The 20,455-nt window shown below is 53.1% G+C and carries 19 protein-coding genes and 2 tRNA genes; 16 read left to right on the top strand and 5 right to left on the bottom strand.

All coding sequences use genetic code 11. From position 1 onward, the window contains the following. The first annotated feature begins 259 nt into the window (after positions 1-259). The 4 genes from rplU (at position 260) to cgtA (ending at position 3,106) form a co-directional block, all read left to right on the top strand. A complete protein-coding gene (rplU, locus tag PGR09_RS18855; protein WP_015703604.1) occupies positions 260-571 on the top strand; it encodes a 50S ribosomal protein L21 in 312 nt (103 codons plus the stop codon). Between the two features lie 21 nt (positions 572-592). Beyond that, the gene (rpmA, locus tag PGR09_RS18850) at positions 593-850 is read left to right on the top strand and encodes a 50S ribosomal protein L27 (RefSeq protein ID WP_002434222.1); all 258 of its coding nucleotides are present in this window, start codon (positions 593-595) and stop codon (positions 848-850) included. A 99-nt stretch (positions 851-949) separates the two neighbouring features. Beyond that, a complete protein-coding gene (locus PGR09_RS18845) occupies positions 950-1,915 on the top strand; it encodes a DMT family transporter (protein ID WP_015369509.1) in 966 nt (321 codons plus the stop codon). 15 nt (positions 1,916-1,930) lie between these two features. Next, a complete protein-coding gene (gene cgtA, locus PGR09_RS18840) occupies positions 1,931-3,106 on the top strand; it encodes an Obg family GTPase CgtA (RefSeq protein WP_015369510.1) in 1,176 nt (391 codons plus the stop codon). Positions 3,107-3,150: 44 nt separating this feature from the next. Here cgtA and dacB read toward each other — a convergent pair whose 3' ends face one another. Continuing rightward, positions 3,151-4,584, bottom strand: coding sequence for a serine-type D-Ala-D-Ala carboxypeptidase (gene dacB, locus PGR09_RS18835; RefSeq protein ID WP_045414234.1), 1,434 nt, complete (start codon positions 4,582-4,584; stop codon positions 3,151-3,153). Positions 4,585-4,819: 235 nt separating this feature from the next. Here dacB and greA point away from each other — a divergent pair, with 235 nt between their 5' ends. Further along, positions 4,820-5,296, top strand: coding sequence for a transcription elongation factor GreA (gene greA, locus PGR09_RS18830; protein ID WP_015369513.1), 477 nt, complete (start codon positions 4,820-4,822; stop codon positions 5,294-5,296). 152 nt (positions 5,297-5,448) lie between these two features. Here greA and yhbY read toward each other — a convergent pair whose 3' ends face one another. Continuing rightward, positions 5,449-5,742, bottom strand: a complete 294-nt coding sequence (gene yhbY, locus PGR09_RS18825) for a ribosome assembly RNA-binding protein YhbY (protein WP_002918374.1) — start codon at positions 5,740-5,742, stop codon at positions 5,449-5,451. 123 nt (positions 5,743-5,865) lie between these two features. On the opposite strand from yhbY, the gene rlmE reads away from it, so the two are divergent. The 7 genes from rlmE (at position 5,866) to PGR09_RS18790 (ending at position 12,260) form a co-directional block, all read left to right on the top strand. Next, the gene (gene rlmE / locus PGR09_RS18820) at positions 5,866-6,495 is read left to right on the top strand and encodes a 23S rRNA (uridine(2552)-2'-O)-methyltransferase RlmE (RefSeq protein WP_008806638.1); all 630 of its coding nucleotides are present in this window, start codon (positions 5,866-5,868) and stop codon (positions 6,493-6,495) included. Positions 6,496-6,594: 99 nt separating this feature from the next. Then, complete coding sequence (gene ftsH / locus PGR09_RS18815) at positions 6,595-8,529, top strand: ATP-dependent zinc metalloprotease FtsH (protein ID WP_015369514.1); 1,935 nt, start codon at positions 6,595-6,597, stop codon at positions 8,527-8,529. A gap of 354 nt (positions 8,530-8,883) precedes the next feature. Next, positions 8,884-9,732, top strand: coding sequence for a dihydropteroate synthase (gene folP / locus PGR09_RS18810; protein WP_032709247.1), 849 nt, complete (start codon positions 8,884-8,886; stop codon positions 9,730-9,732). After that, the gene (gene glmM / locus PGR09_RS18805; protein WP_032712585.1) at positions 9,725-11,062 is read left to right on the top strand and encodes a phosphoglucosamine mutase; all 1,338 of its coding nucleotides are present in this window, start codon (positions 9,725-9,727) and stop codon (positions 11,060-11,062) included. The genes folP and glmM overlap by 8 nt, the downstream gene beginning before the upstream one ends. A 227-nt stretch (positions 11,063-11,289) precedes the next feature. Continuing rightward, positions 11,290-11,619 (top strand): preprotein translocase subunit SecG, encoded by a 330-nt coding sequence (secG, locus tag PGR09_RS18800; RefSeq protein ID WP_015369517.1) that lies wholly within the window; start codon positions 11,290-11,292, stop codon positions 11,617-11,619. Between the two features lie 9 nt (positions 11,620-11,628). Beyond that, a tRNA-Leu gene (locus tag PGR09_RS18795) sits at positions 11,629-11,715 on the top strand. A gap of 260 nt (positions 11,716-11,975) precedes the next feature. Then, complete coding sequence (locus PGR09_RS18790) at positions 11,976-12,260, top strand: hypothetical protein (protein ID WP_370429547.1); 285 nt, start codon at positions 11,976-11,978, stop codon at positions 12,258-12,260. A gap of 38 nt (positions 12,261-12,298) precedes the next feature. On the opposite strand, the gene PGR09_RS18785 is transcribed toward PGR09_RS18790, so the two are convergent. The 3 genes from PGR09_RS18785 to argG form a co-directional block, all read right to left on the bottom strand. Then, the gene (locus tag PGR09_RS18785; RefSeq protein WP_015369519.1) at positions 12,299-12,850 is read right to left on the bottom strand and encodes a YfaZ family outer membrane protein; all 552 of its coding nucleotides are present in this window, start codon (positions 12,848-12,850) and stop codon (positions 12,299-12,301) included. 173 nt (positions 12,851-13,023) lie between these two features. Further along, positions 13,024-13,653, bottom strand: coding sequence for a winged helix-turn-helix transcriptional regulator (locus PGR09_RS18780; RefSeq protein WP_032712584.1), 630 nt, complete (start codon positions 13,651-13,653; stop codon positions 13,024-13,026). A gap of 170 nt (positions 13,654-13,823) precedes the next feature. Further along, entirely contained in the window at positions 13,824-15,167 is a 1,344-nt protein-coding gene (argG, locus tag PGR09_RS18775; protein WP_015369521.1) for an argininosuccinate synthase, read from the bottom strand. A 306-nt stretch (positions 15,168-15,473) separates the two neighbouring features. Here argG and PGR09_RS18770 point away from each other — a divergent pair. The 4 genes from PGR09_RS18770 to infB all read left to right on the top strand — a co-directional run bounded on the left by PGR09_RS18770 (position 15,474) and on the right by infB (position 20,439). Further along, positions 15,474-15,550, top strand: a tRNA-Met gene (locus PGR09_RS18770). A 206-nt stretch (positions 15,551-15,756) separates the two neighbouring features. Continuing rightward, positions 15,757-16,209, top strand: coding sequence for a ribosome maturation factor RimP (gene rimP, locus PGR09_RS18765; protein WP_015703598.1), 453 nt, complete (start codon positions 15,757-15,759; stop codon positions 16,207-16,209). Between the two features lie 27 nt (positions 16,210-16,236). After that, positions 16,237-17,724 carry a transcription termination factor NusA gene (gene nusA, locus PGR09_RS18760; protein ID WP_015369524.1) on the top strand — a complete coding sequence of 496 codons (1,488 nt, stop codon included), beginning with the start codon at positions 16,237-16,239 and terminating at the stop codon, positions 17,722-17,724. Between the two features lie 24 nt (positions 17,725-17,748). Next, positions 17,749-20,439, top strand: a complete 2,691-nt coding sequence (gene infB / locus PGR09_RS18755; RefSeq protein ID WP_047466505.1) for a translation initiation factor IF-2 — start codon at positions 17,749-17,751, stop codon at positions 20,437-20,439. The last annotated feature ends 16 nt before the right edge of the window (positions 20,440-20,455 follow it).

Below are 20,455 nucleotides of genomic sequence, written 5' to 3'. Positions count from 1 at the left end.
GCAAAAGCCGGGCCAAATGTCCTGTTACCGCGAATCCAGGTGGGATCACAGAAGGATTAAGATAGAATTAAAAGAAGATATGATTGTACTGAAAAATCAGCGCAGATAAACGTTAGCGTGAAAGTTGTGTTTTTTTTCTGCGTTGATCGATGATCGCTCTTGTCAAAGGGTCGCGTTTTGCGTAATATTCGCGCCCTATTGTGAATATTTATAGCGCACTCTGAATCACACGAAGAGGTGCGCGGAAGCGGAGTTTTATATGTACGCGGTTTTCCAAAGTGGTGGTAAACAACACCGAGTAAGCGAAGGTCAGACCGTTCGCCTGGAAAAGCTGGACATCGCAACTGGCGAAGCTGTTGAGTTCGCTGAAGTTCTGATGATCGCAAACGGTGAAGAAATCAAGATCGGCGTTCCTTTCGTTGAGGGCGGCGTAATCAAAGCTGAAGTTGTTGCTCACGGTCGTGGCGAGAAAGTTAAAATCGTTAAGTTTCGTCGTCGTAAACACTATCGTAAGCAAGCAGGCCACCGTCAGTGGTTCACTGATGTGAAAATCACTGGCATCAGCGCCTAAGACTTGAGGGAGTAGATTTAAATGGCACATAAAAAGGCTGGCGGCTCGACTCGTAACGGTCGCGATTCAGAAGCTAAACGTCTGGGCGTAAAACGTTTCGGCGGTGAAGCAGTTCTGGCAGGTAGCATCATCGTTCGTCAACGTGGTACTAAATTCCACGCTGGCACCAACGTTGGTTGCGGCCGTGACCACACTCTGTTCGCTTTGACTGACGGTAAAGTCAAGTTCGAAGTTAAAGGCCCGAAAAACCGTAAATTCATCAGCATCGTTGCTGAATAAGTTTTTCGCGTCCTGGTGACGGATGAAAGCCCCGCAACACGTTGCGGGGCTTTTTACATTAGAATCCCGGAAAAAATTTCTGCAGGGAAAACGGGCATCATGAAGCAGCAGGCCGGCATTGGCATTCTTTTGGCGCTAACCACCGCGATGTGTTGGGGAGCACTGCCAATTGCAATGAAGCAGGTTCTTGAAGTGATGGAGCCGCCAACGGTGGTCTTTTATCGCTTTTTGATGGCCAGTATTGGTCTTGGCGCGATCCTCGCCATCAAAGGCAAACTGCCGCCGCTGCGAATTTTTCGCAAGCCGCGCTGGTTGGTTTTATTAGCGATTGCTACCGGCGGTCTGTTCGGTAACTTCATTCTGTTCAGCTCTTCCCTGCAATATCTCAGTCCAACGGCCTCCCAGGTCATCGGCCAGCTATCGCCGGTCGGCATGATGGTGGCAAGCGTTGTGATTCTGAAAGAGCGCATGCGCGGTACCCAGGTTGTAGGGGCGCTGATGTTGCTCAGCGGGCTGGTGATGTTTTTCAACACCAGCCTGATTGAAATCTTTACCCGTCTCACGGACTACACGTGGGGGGTAATTTTTGGTGTCGCAGCGGCAACGGTGTGGGTAAGCTACGGGGTCGCGCAAAAGGTGTTATTGCGGCGCCTGGCATCACAGCAGATACTATTTTTGCTGTACACTTTATGTACTATCGCATTACTGCCACTCGCTAAACCGGGGGTAATATCCCAACTGAGCGACTGGCAACTGGCTTGCCTGATTTTTTGCGGGCTGAATACCCTGGTCGGCTACGGGGCGCTGGCGGAAGCCATGGCGCGCTGGCAGGCGGCGCAGGTCAGCGCGTTAATTACCTTAACGCCACTGTTTACGCTACTGTTTTCTGATTTATTATCAATGGCCTGGCCCGATGTTTTCGCCAGACCGATGTTAAACCTGATTGGTTATCTCGGTGCGTTTGTCGTGGTTGCGGGCGCGATGTATTCCGCCATTGGCCATCGTCTTTGGGGACGCTGGCGCAAGCGAGAAGCGGTTGTACCGCTGCCCCGCTCAGGCGAATGATTTACGGAGAGTAAAATGAAGTTTGTAGATGAAGCAACGATCCTGGTCGTAGCAGGTGACGGCGGCAATGGTTGCGTTAGCTTCCGCCGCGAAAAATATATTCCGCGAGGCGGCCCGGACGGCGGCGATGGCGGTGACGGCGGCGACGTTTGGCTGGAAGCTGACGAGAACCTCAACACCCTGATCGACTATCGATTCGAAAAATCTTTCCGCGCAGAACGCGGACAGAACGGTCAGAGCCGCGACTGCACCGGTAAACGCGGTAAAGATGTCACGGTGAAAGTGCCTGTAGGGACCCGCGTCATCGACCAGGGAACCGGCGAGACCATGGGCGATATGACCAAGCACGGTCAGCGTTTAATGGTCGCGAAAGGCGGATGGCACGGTCTTGGCAACACGCGCTTCAAATCATCCGTTAACCGTACCCCGCGTCAGAAAACTATGGGTACGCCGGGCGATAAGCGCGATCTGCAGCTCGAACTGATGCTGCTGGCCGACGTGGGGATGCTGGGGATGCCGAATGCCGGTAAATCCACCTTCATTCGCGCGGTCTCCGCGGCGAAGCCGAAAGTGGCCGACTATCCATTTACCACTCTGGTGCCGAGCCTGGGCGTGGTGCGTATGGATAACGAGAAGAGCTTTGTGGTCGCCGATATTCCGGGGCTGATTGAAGGCGCGGCGGAAGGCGCTGGCCTTGGTATTCGCTTCCTTAAGCACCTCGAGCGCTGCCGCGTGCTGCTGCACCTCATCGACATCGAGCCTATCGACGGTTCCGATCCGGTTGAGAATGCGCGCATTATCATCGGCGAACTGGAGAAATACAGCGAGAAGCTGGCCTCTAAACCGCGCTGGTTGGTCTTCAACAAGATTGACCTGATGGACAAAGCGGAGGCTGAAGCCAAAGCGAAGGCCATCGCCGAAGCGCTGGGTTGGGAAGATAAGTTCTATCTGATCTCCGCGGCCAGCCAGCAGGGCGTTAAAGAGCTGTGCTGGGACGTGATGACCTTTATCATCGAAAATCCAATCGTGCAGGCGGAAGAAGAGCAGAAGCCGGAGAAAGTCGAGTTCATGTGGGACGACTATCACCGTCAGCAGCTTGAAGAAGCCGAACTGGAAGAAGATGACGAAGACTGGGATGACGACTGGGACGAAGACGACGAAGAAGGCGTCGAATTCATCTACAAACGTTAATCCTGAGTAAAAAGGGCCGCATCATCTGATGCGGCCCTTTTGTTTTAGTTGTTCTGGTACAAATCTTTATACAGTCGACTTTCGAAGCGCACCAATGGTATGCGGCGGTTGCGCTGGTCGCCCGGCGGCACCGCATAGCCGGAGAGATACTGCACGAAGGCCATCTTTTGCCCGCTGGCGGTGGTAATGAAACCTGCCAGGTTATATACCCCCTGCAGCGAACCGGTCTTCGCCGAAACCTTACCGTCAACGCCCGCCTGATGAAGACCGGCGCGATACTGCAGCGAACCATCGTGTCCGGCAAGCGGCAACATCGAGATAAAGTTGAGCTCGTTATCGTGCTGAGCGATGTACTGCAATACCTGCATCATGGTTGCCGGCGCGATCAGGTTGTGCCGGGACAGGCCTGAGCCATCGGCGATAATCGTGTTACCGAGGTCAATACCCGCCTGCTGGCGCAGAATTTGCCGTACCGCGTCGGAGCCGGCGCGCCAGGTTCCCGGCACGCCCATTCGCGCGTGGCCGATAGTACGAAACACCGTATCGGCAATCATGTTGTCGGATTTCTTCAACATGATGCGCAGAAGATCGTGCAACGGCGCCGATTGGGTCGTCGCCAGCACGGTGCCCGGATCGTTGGCCAGCGTCTGGCGCAAGAGAGTGCCGCTGTAGGTGATACCCGCATCGGTGAGCTCAGCTTTCAGGATCGCGCCTGCGTAACCTGCACCGTCCTGAATGGCGAACGCCAGCGGCAGCGGCTCGCTGCGCTGCGGCAGGCAGCCGGTGAGGGTGTAGCGGTTGAGATCGCCTGGTACGACGTCCAGCTCGCAATACTGCGCCTCTGCGGAGCCGCGGGCGAGCGTCCGCACCTGGCTGAACATGGTGACCGGATAGTAAGAGGCCACGCGAATAAAGGCCAAATCGCCCGCTTTCTGTGCGCTATAGAGCGAGACGGAGAAACAGTTGCGATCAACGATCGCCGCCGCTGGCGGGGCGCTGAAGCACTGCGTCATATCGTTCCACGGCCAGCCGGGAGCCTTATCGTGGCTGGCGAAAACCGAGGTATCGATAAGCACATTGCCTTCAATACGCTGCACGCCGGCTTTTTTCAGCGACGCCACCATGTTGCGGATATCCTGACGCTTTAGCGTCGGATCGCCGCCGAAGCGGGCAATCAGGTCGCCTTTCAGCACACCGCCGTCAAGGGAGCCTTTGGTTTCCAGCGTCGTGGTGAAGCGGAAATCCGGCCCCAACTGCAGCAACGCGGCCAGCGCGGTGATCACCTTCTGGGTACTGGCAGGCAGCGCCATCTGCTGGCTGTGAAAGTCTATCTCCGGCGTCGGGGAGCCAACCTTCTGCGCCATAAAGGCAAGGTTCGCGCCGGCAGGAAGCTGGCTGATGTACTCGTCAATATTCGCGGCCTGAGCGCTAAGCGCTATACCGGCAGTCAATCCGATGATAAATCTGGGAAATCGCATAATCTCGCGCTAACAACCTGAAACCAAGCCGTCATACTACGGTGCATCACCCTGTAAAGTAAACGATGACCCATAGTGAACTTCAGGGTAAAATGCGTATCAAATTGAAAATTGCTGCTGACCTGGGGAGTGTTTCCCGGGTCGGTTTTCTTTTTGCTTCGGCCATGGCTAAGACGTGACCGATGGCGGAACGACTCCGTCCGTTCCATGAAGGAATGATAAAGAGGTATAACAAATGCAAGCTATTCCGATGACCTTACGTGGCGCAGAAAAACTGCGCGAAGAACTGGATTTCCTGAAGTCCGTACGTCGTCCAGAAATTATTGCTGCTATCGCTGAAGCGCGTGAGCACGGCGATCTGAAAGAGAACGCGGAATACCACGCGGCCCGCGAACAGCAGGGCTTCTGCGAAGGTCGTATCAAGGATATCGAAGCAAAACTGTCGAACGCGCAGGTTATCGATATCACTAAGATGCCGAATAATGGCCGCGTGATTTTTGGCGCCACGGTCAGCGTGCTGAACCTGGATAACGACGAAGAGCAGACTTACCGCATCGTGGGCGATGATGAAGCTGATTTTAAACAGAATCTCATCTCTGTGAATTCACCGATCGCCCGCGGCCTGATCGGCAAAGAGCAGGATGACGTCGTCACTATCCGTACCCCGGGTGGTGAAGTGGAATACGAAATTATCAAGGTTGAATACCTGTAAGGCGTATTTCCCGCTACGATGTTTATAGATTGTAAAGAAAGGAAAAAGGCCGCATAGCGGCCTTTTATCAACGTCAGGAGCATGGCATTTTGCTCGCCTGGCCACAGAAATCCCTCGTTTTACACAATGTTGTGTCGGGATTCAGGATATTCTTAGCGTGGCAGCGAGATTTTACGCTCTGGCGTTGGGCGGTACAGAACCAGCGTTTTACCGATGACCTGTACGTTACAGGCGCCGGTTTCACGCACGATGGCTTCCACGATCAAGGCTTTAGTTTCGCGATCTTCTGAGGCGATCTTCACCTTGATGAGCTCATGGTGCCCTAACGCTTGTTCGATCTCGGCCAGTACCCCTTCGGTCAAACCATTATTGCCAAGCATAACTACCGGCTTGAGCGGATGTGCCAGACCTTTCAGGTGCTGTTTTTGTTTAGTACTCAGATTCATCGTATTTTTTTGCTTACGTTGGGATTGAAAACGGGTCATTCTACCGCCATCTCCCATATATCGCCAAACTACCGCGTCGATTTTTACGCAGTAAAGTACGATGAACCCGAATGGGAATGTTAAATGACAGGTAAAAAGCGTTCTGCCAGCTCAAGCCGCTGGCTTCAGGAACACTTTAGCGATAAATATGTTCAACAGGCACAGAAAAAGGGGTTACGTTCCCGTGCCTGGTTTAAACTTGATGAAATACAGCAAAGTGACAAGATTTTTAAGCCGGGAATGACGATAGTCGATCTCGGCGCTGCTCCCGGTGGCTGGTCGCAGTACGCGGTTACGCAGATCGGAAACAGCGGCCGCATCATCGCTTGCGATCTTTTACCAATGGATCCAATCGTCGGTGTGGACTTCCTTCAGGGCGATTTTCGTGATGAATTAGTCCTGAAAGCGTTACTTGAGCGAGTAGGCGACAGTAAAGTACAAGTTGTCATGTCCGATATGGCGCCGAATATGTGCGGAACACCGGCGGTGGATATTCCCCGGGCCATGTATCTGGTAGAACTGGCGCTTGAAATGTCTCGTGATGTATTAGCGCCAGGTGGTAGTTTTGTAGTGAAGGTGTTCCAGGGCGAAGGCTTCGATGAGTATCTTAGAGAAATTCGCTCCCTGTTTACGAAGGTCAAAGTTCGTAAGCCGGACTCTTCCCGCGCTCGTTCGCGTGAAGTGTATATTGTAGCGACCGGGCGTAAACCATAACCGGTAGATTTCAAACGAAAGTTTGAAAGACGCTGGATATAGAGTATCCTGACGCTGTTTTTAACACAGTTGTAATAAGAGGTTAATCCCTTGAGTGACATGGCGAAAAACCTAATACTCTGGCTGGTCATTGCCGTTGTGCTGATGTCAGTATTCCAGAGCTTTGGGCCCAGCGAGTCGAATGGCCGCAAGGTGGATTATTCTACCTTCCTGCAAGAGGTCAATCAGGACCAGGTTCGCGAAGCGCGTATCAACGGACGTGAGATCAACGTTACCAAGAAAGATAGTAACCGTTACACGACTTACATTCCGGTTAACGATCCGAAGCTGCTCGACAACCTGTTGACTAAAAACGTCAAAGTGGTTGGCGAACCGCCGGAAGAACCGAGCCTGCTGGCTTCCATCTTCATTTCCTGGTTCCCGATGCTTCTACTGATCGGCGTCTGGATATTCTTTATGCGTCAGATGCAGGGCGGCGGCGGAAAGGGCGCGATGTCCTTCGGCAAGAGCAAGGCCCGAATGCTGACCGAAGACCAGATCAAAACCACCTTTGCTGACGTTGCCGGTTGCGACGAAGCGAAAGAGGAAGTGGGCGAGCTGGTTGAATATCTGCGCGAACCGAGCCGTTTCCAGAAGCTGGGCGGTAAAATCCCGAAAGGCGTCCTGATGGTCGGCCCTCCGGGTACCGGTAAAACGCTGCTGGCGAAAGCTATCGCCGGCGAAGCAAAAGTGCCGTTCTTTACTATTTCCGGTTCTGACTTCGTAGAAATGTTCGTCGGTGTCGGCGCGTCTCGTGTACGCGACATGTTCGAACAAGCTAAGAAAGCAGCGCCTTGCATCATCTTCATCGATGAAATCGACGCCGTCGGTCGTCAGCGTGGCGCCGGTCTTGGCGGTGGTCACGATGAGCGTGAGCAGACCCTGAACCAGATGCTGGTTGAGATGGATGGTTTCGAAGGTAACGAAGGTATCATCGTTATCGCCGCGACTAACCGTCCGGACGTTCTGGACCCGGCATTGCTGCGTCCAGGCCGCTTCGACCGTCAGGTTGTCGTTGGTCTGCCGGATGTTCGTGGTCGTGAGCAGATCCTGAAAGTTCATATGCGTCGCGTACCGCTGGCGCCGGATATCGATGCGGCAATCATTGCCCGTGGTACTCCTGGCTTCTCCGGTGCTGACCTCGCGAACCTGGTGAACGAAGCTGCCCTGTTTGCTGCCCGTGGTAACAAACGCGTCGTCTCGATGGTTGAGTTCGAAAAAGCGAAAGACAAAATCATGATGGGTGCGGAACGTCGCTCCATGGTGATGACGGAAGCGCAGAAAGAATCGACCGCGTACCACGAAGCGGGCCACGCGATTATCGGTCGTCTGGTTCCGGAACACGATCCGGTACACAAAGTGACGATTATCCCGCGCGGCCGTGCGCTGGGTGTGACCTTCTTCCTGCCGGAAGGCGATGCTATCAGCGCCAGCCGTCAGAAACTGGAAAGTCAGATCTCCACTCTGTACGGCGGCCGTCTGGCGGAAGAGATTATCTACGGTGCTGAACATGTTTCTACCGGCGCGTCCAACGATATTAAAGTTGCGACTAACCTGGCGCGTAACATGGTCACCCAGTGGGGCTTCTCCGACAAACTCGGCCCGCTGCTGTATGCCGAAGAAGAGGGCGAAGTGTTCCTCGGCCGTAGCGTCGCGAAAGCGAAGCATATGTCTGATGAAACTGCGCGTATTATCGACCAGGAAGTGAAATCACTGATTGAGCGTAACTACGGTCGTGCTCGCCAACTGCTGAACGACAACATGGATATTCTGCACGCGATGAAAGATGCGCTCATGAAATATGAGACCATCGATGCGCCGCAGATTGACGACCTGATGGCTCGTCGCGATGTTCGTCCGCCGGCGGGTTGGGAAGAACCAGGTTCTTCTAACAACTCAGGCAACAATGGCACCCCGACGGCGCCGCGTCCGGTTGATGAGCCGCGTACGCCTAACCCGGGCAATACCATGTCGGAACAGCTGGGCGACAAATAAGTCTCCACGCTTTGCTAAAGCGCTCTGACTAATAAGGGCCGCAGCCTAATCCGCTGCGGCCCTTTTGTTTTTATGCGTCCGTTTGCAGCGGTTGGCTATGAGATCCTCTTTCGGAACATAGCTATGACGATGGCGTGCTATCGTCCATCGCGTAAAATGTTTTCGGGATGGTGGCGGCTTCAACACGCGCGGATGCGCCGTCTGTCTGATAATATTCATTTTTTGAATATTTAAACGCCGGGGCTTCATTATCCTGTTGAGGAATTGAATGATGTCACCGCCAGAATCTCTAAGATGGTGCGGGCCGAGCCCTGTCCGTACTACAACTGTACAAAACCATAGCGGAAAGAAAACATGCAATTACACGCCCAGGGGTCAACGCTCGATCTCTCCCATCCGCATGTGATGGGGATCCTTAACGTCACGCCAGATTCCTTCTCCGATGGCGGCAGTCATAATTCGTTGATAGAGGCGGTTAAGCACGCCAATCTGATGATTAACGCCGGGGCGACTATTATTGATATCGGTGGTGAATCAACCCGTCCTGGGGCGGCGGATGTCAGCGTCGAGGAAGAGCTGGCGCGGGTGATCCCGGTGGTAGAAGCGATTGCACAGCGTTTTGAAGTTTGGATCTCGGTTGATACCTCGAAAGCCGAGGTAATCCGCGAATCCGCGCGCGCTGGCGCGCATATCATTAACGATATTCGCTCATTAACCGAGCCCGGCGCCCTGCAGGCCGCCGCGCAAACCGGGCTACCGGTGTGCCTGATGCATATGCAGGGGCAGCCGAAAACAATGCAGGAAGCGCCGAAGTACGAAGATGTTTTTGCCGAGGTTGACCGTTTTTTTGCTGAACACATTGTGCGCTGCGAACAGGCGGGGATCGCAAAAGAAAAATTGTTGCTCGACCCGGGATTCGGATTCGGTAAAAATCTTTCCCATAACTATGAACTGCTTGCCCGACTTGGGGAGTTCCATCATTTTGGCCTCCCGCTGCTGGTGGGGATGTCGCGTAAGTCGATGGTGGGTCAGCTGTTGAACGTGGGGCCGTCGGAACGGCTGAGCGGCAGCTTGTCCTGCGCAGTCATTGCTGCAATGCAGGGCGCGCAGATAATTCGCGTCCATGATGTCAAAGAAACGGTAGAAGCGCTGCGCGTGGTGGAAGCCACCCTGGCCGCTAAGGAAAATAAACGTTATGAGTAACCGCAAATATTTTGGCACCGATGGTATTCGTGGCCGCGTTGGCGACGCACCTATTACGCCTGAGTTCGTGCTGAAACTGGGTTGGGCTGCAGGCAAAGTGCTGGCGCGCCATGGCTCACGTAAAATTATTATCGGTAAAGACACGCGAATTTCTGGCTATATGCTGGAATCCGCGCTGGAAGCTGGCCTGGCGGCTGCGGGCTTGTCCGCCTCGTTTACCGGCCCTATGCCGACGCCGGCAATCGCCTATCTGACCCGCGCCTTCCGCGCTGAAGCGGGAATCGTCATCTCTGCCTCTCATAACCCTTTCTATGACAACGGTATTAAATTCTTCTCTATCGAAGGCACTAAGCTTCCGGATGACGTCGAAGAAGCGATTGAAGCAGAGATGGAAAAAGAGCTGACCTGCGTTGATTCCGCTGAGCTTGGGAAAGCCAGCCGTATCGTCGACGCCGCCGGCCGTTATATTGAGTTTTGCAAAGGCACCTTCCCGAATGAGCTGAGCCTCGGCTCGCTGAAGGTGGTGGTGGATTGCGCCCACGGCGCGACTTACCACATTGCGCCAAATGTATTCCGCGAATTGGGCGCGCAGGTTATCGCGATGGGCTGTGAACCTGATGGGCTGAACATTAACGAAGAGGTCGGCGCAACCGACGTACGCGCGCTGCAGGCTCGCGTGCTGGCGGAAAAAGCCGATCTGGGTATTGCCTATGACGGTGATGGCGATCGCGTCATTATGGTTGACCATGAAGGCAACAAAGTCGATGGCGATCAGATCCTCTATATTATCGCCCGTGAAGGCTTGCGCCAGGGCCAGCTGCGCGGCGGCGCAGTCGGCACGCTGATGAGCAACATGGGGCTTGAGCTGGCGCTGAAGCAGCTTGGCATTCCGTTTACCCGCGCGAAAGTGGGTGACCGTTACGTGCTGGAAAAACTGCAGGAAAAAGGCTGGCGCATTGGCGCGGAAAACTCCGGCCATGTGATTCTGCTGGACAAAACCACCACCGGCGATGGCATAGTCGCCAGCCTGCAGGTCGTGGCGGCGATGGTGCGCAATCATATGAGCCTGCACGATCTGTGCAGCGGAATGAAAATGTTCCCGCAGATTCTGGTCAATGTGCGCTTTACCGAAGGCAGCGGCAATCCGCTGGAGCATGAAAGCGTGAAAGCAGTGACTGCCGAAGTAGAAGCTGCGCTGGGGAACCGTGGACGCGTGCTGCTGCGTAAATCCGGTACTGAACCGCTGATCCGCGTGATGGTTGAAGGCGAGCATGAAGCGCAGGTGAAGGAATTTGCCCACCGTATCGCCGATGCGGTTAAAAGCGTATAACTATCGCAGCTAAGTGATTAAAAAGGCGGCTCTTGCTGCCTTTTTAAGCATATAAAAACGCTTTTTGCTGTTTTTTTCCGCAGTTGATACAATACGCCAAAATTGCCCTTGCGAAGGTTATTCGCTTTGGTTAGTATTCACACCCGCTTCAGTGGGAAATATTAAAACGTCCCGCTTTATTGGTGAAGCACTTGGTATGCGGCGAATCCGCAAGGAACAGGTTGATTATGTACGAAGCTCTTTTAGTAATTTTCCTTATTGTAGCGATTGCCCTTGTTGGCCTGATCATGCTGCAGCAAGGTAAAGGCGCTGACATGGGAGCCTCCTTCGGAGCAGGCGCTTCCGGCACGTTGTTTGGTTCTAGCGGTTCTGGTAACTTCATGACCCGTATGACCGGCATTCTGGCCGCGCTGTTCTTCATCATCAGTCTGGCGCTGGGTAATATCAACAGCAACAAGACCAATAAAGGAAGTGAGTGGGATAATCTGAGTGCGCCGAAGTCTGAGCAGACTCAGCCAACCGCACCGGCTCAGCCGGCCAGCGATATCCCGCACTAAGCATTCTGTACCGAGGTGGTGGAATTGGTAGACACGCTACCTTGAGGTGGTAGTGCCCTAACGGGCTTGTGGGTTCGAGTCCCATCCTCGGTACCAATATTCCAGAGAAAAGACGCTGAAAAGCGTCTTTTTTTGTTTTTGTTCCCTCTATGCGTTGTTTATTTATAAACAATACTCCGCTGGTTTTGATCCCCGAGAAATCGCTAAAGTCGCCCTCATCAATTTTGACGAGGTTCAGTGACGCCATGCGTACTTTAAAAGTAGTTATCATTGCCGGTGTATTGGGCCTGGCCGGATGCAGCAGTCATTCGTCGCCAGAAACAGTAGACACGTTGAATACCCTGCAGGTGCCGGTTATAAATAATTCCGCGGCCGCGCCGGAATCATCAACGGTCGTTAACTATTTTCAGGATAACAGCCTGCTTATCAGCAAGTTAAGTCAGTCGCTCAAAAGCAACTATTTACAGGATGTAGATAAACGGGATGTCTTTGATAAAGATAGCGAGGCGTATCAGGTTTACGGGGCGTTAACCAAACTTGAGCAAATGGCTTCGATGAACGACGTCTACCGTAAAGAGAACAATATTGCGGGCTTGCAGGAAATTAATAAACTGCTGAAAACCATACCATCTCTTGCATAAAAAGAGGGATTGCCGGCAGGCAATCCCGTTTGCCGCGCTTAGAAACGGAAATTGAAACCCGCATAGGCGCCATCCGCCAGGACGTTATCGCGGTGGTCATGTTTACCCGCCATATCGATATAGCGATAGCCCGCTTCGATGCTCATGGATTTGATGATATTGACGCGTAAGCCGGCATTGGCTTCGAGATATTCATCAACGCCGCTGGACATGGAATCCGGGGAATAATAAGCCTCACCGAACAAGGTAAAGAAATCGCCAAGCGGTAGTTGAGCACCGCCGCCGAGGGCAATCGCATAGCCTTCATCGCCATCGTTCGGATTCAGATATACCGCTTTACCGCCAGCCGTCAGCAGGAACGGACCGAGATCAAAGTTATAGCCCATGCCCAATCCCACCGTATCGCCATCGTTATCGCTATGCGCCCAGTTACCGTTAAAGGTCATTCCGGGAGCCTGCGGGTTAAAGCTGGCTGATAAGTTGGTGAATTCTGAACCGGCTTCACCGTGAAGATTAACGGAAGCGAAGGCGGCGCTGCTGGCGCTCAGGGCCGCGATAAGCAGGATGGATTTCAATCTGAACATGCTCATTATTCATATTCCTTCGGGTAAAAAAATGCCCGATACGAGCGCTCGGGCAAAATTAACGGGTTTCTGGTTTAATAGTTATGTGCAGAATAGAAGCATTTATCGCCCGCCGTTACCGTTTATATGTTTAATTTTAAACAATGGCCGAGGGCGATAAGTTGCTGGTCAAGCGGGGACTAAAACTTCTCAGGCAGGGAGGTGATACTCTGTAAATAACCACCGCGGGCAAACTCGATATAGCCGCCCTTTTTCAACGCTGATAACACATTCAGAATACTGCTGCGCGACAAATGTGTGCGGTCCTGAATATATTCCAGCATGGATACCCGCGAGCGGGTCTCTTCAGGAAGCAGTAACATTTCCATTAAATGATTACGTATGACCGAATAAGTCCGCTGTTGTAATACTAAATCGTCGCGATACACCAAATAAGAGGTGTGGTAAGCCAGCAGCCGGGTGACCTCTTCCCACATGTTATGCTCACTGAAGAGTTGCATGGCTTTATCGCTGTCAATCCGCAGGATTTCCGTATCGATTTCCGCACGAAGGCCGTGGCTACGGCTAGGCTGCAGCATCTCAGCTACGCCAAACAGGTGTGGTTCATAGACGGTGACCATGAGTAATCTGTCCGATGAGCGAAAAATGGATAACTCACCTTTCTTAAACAGATAGAGCTGGATTTTGCCTTTATATTCCCAGCTAAGCCTTTTCCTTGCGACCATATTTATTGGCGTGGCATGCGGTTCCAGCAACGCCATCAGACGATTGATCGCGTCTTGCGGCCGAACGGGAGGTTTAATATTCATTGCGATCCTCTCGGTATAAGAGTACAGGTATTCGATAAATTATAGATGGTGATTATTAAAAATAGTGATGTCATAAACTATAACGATAAAGCAGAGTTGTTATTTAGGATTTATTGCGGAAATAAAAAAGCCGGCGGGTTAGCGCCGGCTGGAGAGTTTGGCTTCGCGGTTTATTTATCGCGATTTTCCAGGTTTTCAACCTGTGGCAGACCGGTGGCGGAAGACGCGCTGAGTAGCCCGGATTGGGCATAGCCGAATAGCTTCTCACGGGTATCGGTAATGTCCAGGTTGCGCATGGTCAACTGGCCGATACGATCTTCAGCGGTAAACATGGAATCGCCTTTTTCCATAGTCAGACGCTCTGCTTTATAGGTCAGGTTGTCTGACACGGTATTCAGGATTGAGTAGTCGTTGCCGCGACGCAGTTCCAGAGTCACTTCGCCGGTGATCTGACTGGCGACCCAACGCTGCAGCGAATCGCGCAGCATCAGCGCCTGGGAATCGAACCAGCGACCCTGATAGAGCAGGCGACCCAACTGGCGGCCATGAGCATGATATTGCTCAATGGTATCTTCGTTGTGGATACCGGTCAGCAGGCGCTCGTAGGCGATATGCAGCAGTGCCATCCCCGGTGCTTCATAGATGCCGCGGCTTTTCGCTTCGATGATGCGGTTTTCAATCTGATCGCTCATGCCCAGACCGTGGCGACCGCCGATGCGGTTAGCTTCCAGCATCAGTTCGACGTCATCGCTGAACGTTTTGCCATTCAGCGCAACCGGATGACCCTGTTCAAAACGCACGGTCACTTCTTCAGCAGCGATTTTTACGCTTTCATCCCAGAACTTCACGCCCATAATCGGGTTGACGATTTTCACGCTGGAATTAAGGAATTCGAGATCTTTTGCTTCGTGCGTCGCGCCCAGCATGTTGGAATCGGTGGAATAGGCTTTCTCGACAGACATTTTGTAGTCGAATCCGCAGGCTATCATAAACTCGGACATTTCATGACGGCCGCCCAGTTCATCAATGAAATCGCTATCCAGCCACGGTTTGTAGATCTGCAGTTCCGCATTGGTCAGCAGGCCGTAGCGATAAAAACGCTCGATATCGTTGCCTTTATAGGTGCTACCGTCGCCCCAGATGTTGACGCCATCTTCTTTCATCGCTGCAACCAGCATGGTGCCGGTCACGGCTCGGCCCAGCGGCGTGGTGTTGAAATAGGTTAAGCCGCCGGTGGTGTTATGGAATGCGCCGCACTGAATCGCCGCGATGCCTTCCGCCACCAGTTGTTTGCGGCAATCAATCAGACGAGCGCCTTCAGCGCCATACTCTTTCGCACGACGCGGAATGGCCTCGTAGTCGTCTTCGTCAGGCTGGCCCAGGTTCGCGGTATATGCATAAGGAACCGCGCCTTTTTTACGCATCCACAGCAGGGCGGCGCTGGTATCCAGCCCACCGGAGAAAGCAATACCAATACGTTGACCAACCGGGAGATGCTTAAGAATCGTCGTCATAAAATAAAACCCTGCTAGATAGACTGTGGTGAGTTCGACTCAACAACAAATTTGCATTTTTATGCACTAATTGTGAGTTTTCATTTAATCATCTTTTGCTGGCGACAGGAAGAGCCTGATGGTGATTTTGCTAAAAAAGCCTGAAATGCCAGCATAAACGGCAAGCGGGTGGTGTAAAATGGATGTTGACAAAATATATGATTTATCGATACAATTCACCACGATTTTATGTCCCGTCCTCGGTACCAAATCCCAGCAGTATTTGCGTCTTTTACTCAGAAAGAGTAAAATATGCCACGTTTCAGGCGCGGGGTGGAGCAGCCTGGTAGCTCGTCGGGCTCATAACCCGAAGGTCGTCGGTTCAAATCCGGCCCCCGCAACCACTTTCCCATTAAGTACTTTTTCAAATATACTGTGAGGACTAGGTCCTTCGTAGCCGGATTTGAAAGAATTCTTCTGGAAGGTGTTCCAGATCGCAATTGCGGTCTCAGGGTTCAGTTATCTAAAGCCCCGATTTATCGGGGTTTTTTGTTATCTGACTTCAGAATAACTGGGCTATACGCCCTTTTTTTATGTCTTGGGGGTGGGTTTGTCCACATTAGAGCAAAAATTAACAGAGATGCTCACTGCGCCAGTTGAAGCGCTTGGCTTTGAGCTGGTCGGCATCGAATTTATTCGCGGTCGCACATCCACACTGCGCATCTATATTGATAGTGAAGATGGCATCAATGTTGATGATTGTGCTGATGTGAGCCACCAGGTCAGTGCTGTCATGGATGTCGAAGATCCAATCACCGTCGCTTACAACCTGGAAGTCTCTTCGCCTGGTCTCGACCGTCCGATGTTTACTGCTGAACACTATCAACGTTTCACCGGTGAAGAAGTTTCGCTGGTGCTACGTATGGCGGTACAGAACCGTCGTAAATGGCAGGGCATTATCAAAGCGGTAGACGGTGAGATGATCACGGTAACCGTCGAAGGCAAAGATGAAGTGTTCGCGCTGAGTAACATCCAGAAGGCGAACCTGGTTCCCCACTTTTAACAGTCTGGATTGAGGTGAAAGGCCCCGATGAACAAAGAAATTTTGGCTGTTGTTGAAGCCGTTTCCAACGAAAAAGCGCTGCCGCGCGAGAAGATTTTCGAAGCGTTGGAAAGCGCTCTGGCAACGGCGACCAAGAAAAAATACGAACAAGAGATCGACGTTCGCGTAGAAATCGACCGTAAAAGCGGTGATTTCGACACCTTCCGTCGCTGGCTGGTGGTTGAAGAGGTGACTCAACCGACTCGCGAGATCACGCTGGAAGCGGCGCGTTACGAAGATGAAAGCATGAACGTCGGCGACTACGTTGAAGATCAGATTGAATCTGTCACCTTCGACCGTATCACCACGCAGACCGCTAAACAGGTTATCGTACAGAAAGTACGTGAAGCTGAGCGCGCGATGGTTGTCGATCAGTTCCGCGAGCACGAAGGTGAGATCATCACCGGCGTGGTGAAAAAAGTAAACCGCGACAACATCACTCTGGATCTGGGCAGCAACGCTGAAGCCGTGATCCTGCGTGAAGATATGCTGCCGCGTGAAAACTTCCGTCCGGGCGACCGTATTCGCGGCGTGCTGTACGCCGTTCGTCCAGAAGCGCGCGGCGCGCAGCTGTTCGTGACTCGCTCCAAACCGGAGATGCTGGTCGAACTGTTCCGCATTGAAGTGCCGGAAATTGGCGAAGAAGTGCTGGAAATCAAAGCCGCAGCCCGCGATCCGGGTTCTCGTGCGAAAATCGCCGTGAAAACCAATGACAAGCGTATCGACCCGGTTGGCGCTTGCGTAGGTATGCGCGGCGCGCGCGTTCAGGCGGTTTCTACCGAGCTTGGTGGCGAGCGCATCGATATCGTCCTGTGGGATGATAACCCGGCGCAGTTCGTGATTAACGCCATGGCGCCGGCTGACGTCGCGTCCATCGTGGTGGATGAAGATAAACACACCATGGACATCGCGGTAGAAGCAGGCAACCTGGCGCAGGCGATCGGCCGTAACGGTCAGAACGTCCGCCTGGCATCGCAGCTCAGCGGCTGGGAACTCAACGTCATGACCGTTGATGACCTGCAGGCTAAGCACCAGGCTGAAGCCCATGCCGCTATCGATACCTTCACCAAATATCTCGATATTGATGAAGATTTCGCAACCGTACTGGTTGAAGAGGGCTTCTCCTCGCTGGAAGAACTGGCCTATGTGCCGATGAAAGAACTGCTGGAAATCGACGGCCTTGATGAAGCGACCGTTGAAGCACTTCGTGAGCGTGCGAAAAACGCACTGACTACACTGGCGCTGGCTCAGGAAGAAAGCCTGGGAGACAACAAACCTGCCGACGATTTATTGAATCTGGAAGGTTTGGACCGTGCTCTGGCGTTTAAGCTGGCTGCCCGTGGTGTTTGTACGCTGGAAGATCTCGCCGAACAGGGCGTTGATGACCTGGCTGATATCGAAGGTATGACCGACGAGAAAGCTGGTGAACTCATCATGGCTGCTCGCAACATTTGTTGGTTCGGCGACGAAGCGTAATAAACTGTAGCAGGAAGGAACAGCATGACAGATGTGACTATTAAAGCGCTGGCCTCAGAAATTCAGACCTCTGTGGATCGCCTGATACAGCAATTTGCTGATGCAGGCATTCGCAAATCGGCTGATGATTCTGTGACCGCGCAAGAGAAGCAAACCTTGTTAACGCACCTGAACCGTGAACACGGCTCGGCGCCTGACAAGCTGACGTTGCAGCGTAAAACGCGCAGCACGTTGAATATTCCAGGTACCGGTGGAAAGAGTAAATCGGTACAAATCGAAGTCCGCAAGAAACGCACCTTTGTGAAACGCGATCCGCAAGAGGCTGAACGCCTGGCCGCGGAAGAGCAGGCGCAGCGTGAAGCGGAAGAGCAAGCCCGTCGTGAAGCTGAAGAAGCAGCTAAGCGCGAGGCGCAATTAAAAGCTGAACGTGAGGCCGCAGAACAAGCTAAACGTGAAGTCGCTGAAAAAGCGAAACGTGAAGCCGCGGAAAAAGACAAAGTGAGCAATCAACATACCGACGAAATGACCAAGACCGCCCAGGCTGAAAAGATCCGCCGTGAGAACGAAGCAGCGGAGCTGAAGCGCAAATCGGAAGAAGAAGCACGCCGCAAACTTGAAGAAGAAGCGCGCCGTGTAGCGGAAGAAGCACGCCGTATGGCTGAAGAAAATGAAAAAAACTGGAGTGAAACTCCGGAAACCCCAGAAGAAACGACCGACTACCACGTAACCACCTCTCAGCATGCGCGTCAGGCTGAAGATGATAACGATCGTGAAGTTGAAGGCGGTCGCGGCCGTGGCCGTAACAGCAAAGCTGCGCGTCCGGCGAAGAAAGGCAACAAACACGCTGAATCCAAAGCTGACCGTGAAGAAGCCCGTGCGGCCGTTCGCGGCGGTAAAGGCGGCAAACATCGTAAAGGTTCTTCTCTGCAGCAGGGCTTCCAGAAGCCGGCTCAGGCCGTTAACCGTGATGTTGTGATCGGCGAAACCATCACCGTTGGCGAGCTGGCCAACAAGATGGCGGTCAAAGGCTCTCAGGTCATCAAAGCGATGATGAAACTGGGCGCGATGGCGACCATCAACCAGGTCATCGACCAGGAAACCGCACAGCTGGTTGCCGAAGAGATGGGCCACAAAGTTATCCTGCGTCGTGAAAACGAGCTGGAAGAAGCAGTAATGAGCGACCGTGACACCGGCGCTGCGGCTGAACCGCGCGCACCGGTAGTGACCATCATGGGTCACGTTGACCACGGTAAAACCTCTCTGCTGGACTACATTCGTTCTACTAAGGTTGCCTCCGGCGAAGCGGGTGGTATTACCCAGCACATCGGCGCGTACCACGTAGAAACCGACAACGGCATGATCACCTTCCTGGATACCCCGGGCCACGCCGCGTTTACCTCTATGCGTGCTCGTGGCGCGCAGGCGACGGATATCGTGGTTCTGGTGGTGGCGGCAGACGACGGCGTGATGCCGCAGACTGTGGAAGCTATCCAGCACGCCAAAGCGGCGCAGGTGCCGGTAGTGGTTGCAGTGAACAAGATCGATAAGCCGGAAGCGGATATGGATCGCGTGAAGAACGAACTCTCCCAGTACGGCGTGATGCCGGAAGAGTGGGGCGGTGAAGCGCAGTTCATCCCAGTATCAGCGAAAGTCGGTACCGGTATCGACGACCTGCTGAACGCAATCCTGCTGCAGGCTGAAGTTCTCGAACTGAAAGCGGTACGTAACGGTATGGCGAGCGGCGCGGTCATCGAATCCTTCCTGGATAAAGGTCGCGGTCCGGTAGCTACCGTTCTGGTTCGCGAAGGTACTCTGCATAAGGGCGATATCGTACTGTGTGGCTTTGAATATGGCCGCGTACGTGCGATGCGTGACGAACTGGGTCGCGAAGTGCTGGAAGCGGGTCCGTCCATTCCGGTGGAAATCCTCGGTCTGTCCGGCGTTCCGGCGGCGGGTGATGAAGTTACCGTTGTTCGTGACGAGAAAAAAGCTCGTGAAGTTGCGCTGTATCGTCAGGGTAAATTCCGTGAAGTTAAACTGGCTCGCCAGCAGAAATCTAAACTGGAAAACATGTTCGCTAACATGACCGAAGGCGAAGTTCACGAAGTGAACATCGTGCTGAAAGCGGACGTGCAGGGCTCTGTCGAAGCGATTTCCGATTCCTTACTGAAACTGTCTACCGACGAAGTTAAAGTGAAGATCATCGGTTCCGGCGTAGGTGGTATCACCGAAACCGACGCGACCCTGGCTGCCGCTTCCAACGCGATTCTGGTTGGCTTCAACGTTCGTGCCGATGCTTCCGCACGTAAAGTTATCGAGTCAGAAAGCCTGGATCTGCGTTACTACTCCGTCATCTATAACCTGATCGACGAAGTGAAAGCAGCGATGAGCGGCATGCTGTCTCCGGAACTGAAACAGCAGATCATCGGTCTGGCTGAAGTGCGTGATGTCTTCAAATCGCCGAAATTCGGCGCCATCGCGGGCTGTATGGTTACCGAAGGTACGATTAAACGTCACAACCCAATCCGCGTCCTGCGCGACAACGTGGTTATCTATGAAGGCGAGCTGGAATCCCTGCGCCGCTTCAAAGATGACGTTAACGAAGTCCGTAACGGCATGGAATGTGGTATCGGCGTGAAGAACTACAACGACGTTCGCGTTGGCGATATGATCGAAGTGTTCGAAATCATCGAAATCCAGCGTAGCATCGATTAATCGTCAGATAGCTATG

Source organism: Klebsiella sp. 141251 (assembly GCF_050600725.1).
GTDB lineage: Bacteria > Pseudomonadota > Gammaproteobacteria > Enterobacterales > Enterobacteriaceae > Klebsiella > Klebsiella aerogenes.
The sequence above is the reverse complement of the archived record's forward strand: the minus strand, read 5'-3'. Positions and strand labels throughout refer to the sequence as shown.

Coding starts and splice junctions, on each gene's coding strand:
- rplU (WP_015703604.1), top strand. CDS start 260: ATGTACGCGGTTTTCCAAAGTGGTGGTAAACAACACCGAGTAAGCGAA.
- rpmA (WP_002434222.1), top strand. CDS start 593: ATGGCACATAAAAAGGCTGGCGGCTCGACTCGTAACGGTCGCGATTCA.
- PGR09_RS18845 (WP_015369509.1), top strand. CDS start 950: ATGAAGCAGCAGGCCGGCATTGGCATTCTTTTGGCGCTAACCACCGCG.
- cgtA (WP_015369510.1), top strand. CDS start 1,931: ATGAAGTTTGTAGATGAAGCAACGATCCTGGTCGTAGCAGGTGACGGC.
- dacB (WP_045414234.1), bottom strand. CDS start 4,584: ATGCGATTTCCCAGATTTATCATCGGATTGACTGCCGGTATAGCGCTT.
- greA (WP_015369513.1), top strand. CDS start 4,820: ATGCAAGCTATTCCGATGACCTTACGTGGCGCAGAAAAACTGCGCGAA.
- yhbY (WP_002918374.1), bottom strand. CDS start 5,742: ATGAATCTGAGTACTAAACAAAAACAGCACCTGAAAGGTCTGGCACAT.
- rlmE (WP_008806638.1), top strand. CDS start 5,866: ATGACAGGTAAAAAGCGTTCTGCCAGCTCAAGCCGCTGGCTTCAGGAA.
- ftsH (WP_015369514.1), top strand. CDS start 6,595: ATGGCGAAAAACCTAATACTCTGGCTGGTCATTGCCGTTGTGCTGATG.
- folP (WP_032709247.1), top strand. CDS start 8,884: ATGCAATTACACGCCCAGGGGTCAACGCTCGATCTCTCCCATCCGCAT.
- glmM (WP_032712585.1), top strand. CDS start 9,725: ATGAGTAACCGCAAATATTTTGGCACCGATGGTATTCGTGGCCGCGTT.
- secG (WP_015369517.1), top strand. CDS start 11,290: ATGTACGAAGCTCTTTTAGTAATTTTCCTTATTGTAGCGATTGCCCTT.
- PGR09_RS18785 (WP_015369519.1), bottom strand. CDS start 12,850: ATGAGCATGTTCAGATTGAAATCCATCCTGCTTATCGCGGCCCTGAGC.
- PGR09_RS18780 (WP_032712584.1), bottom strand. CDS start 13,653: ATGAATATTAAACCTCCCGTTCGGCCGCAAGACGCGATCAATCGTCTG.
- argG (WP_015369521.1), bottom strand. CDS start 15,167: ATGACGACGATTCTTAAGCATCTCCCGGTTGGTCAACGTATTGGTATT.
- nusA (WP_015369524.1), top strand. CDS start 16,237: ATGAACAAAGAAATTTTGGCTGTTGTTGAAGCCGTTTCCAACGAAAAA.
- infB (WP_047466505.1), top strand. CDS start 17,749: ATGACAGATGTGACTATTAAAGCGCTGGCCTCAGAAATTCAGACCTCT.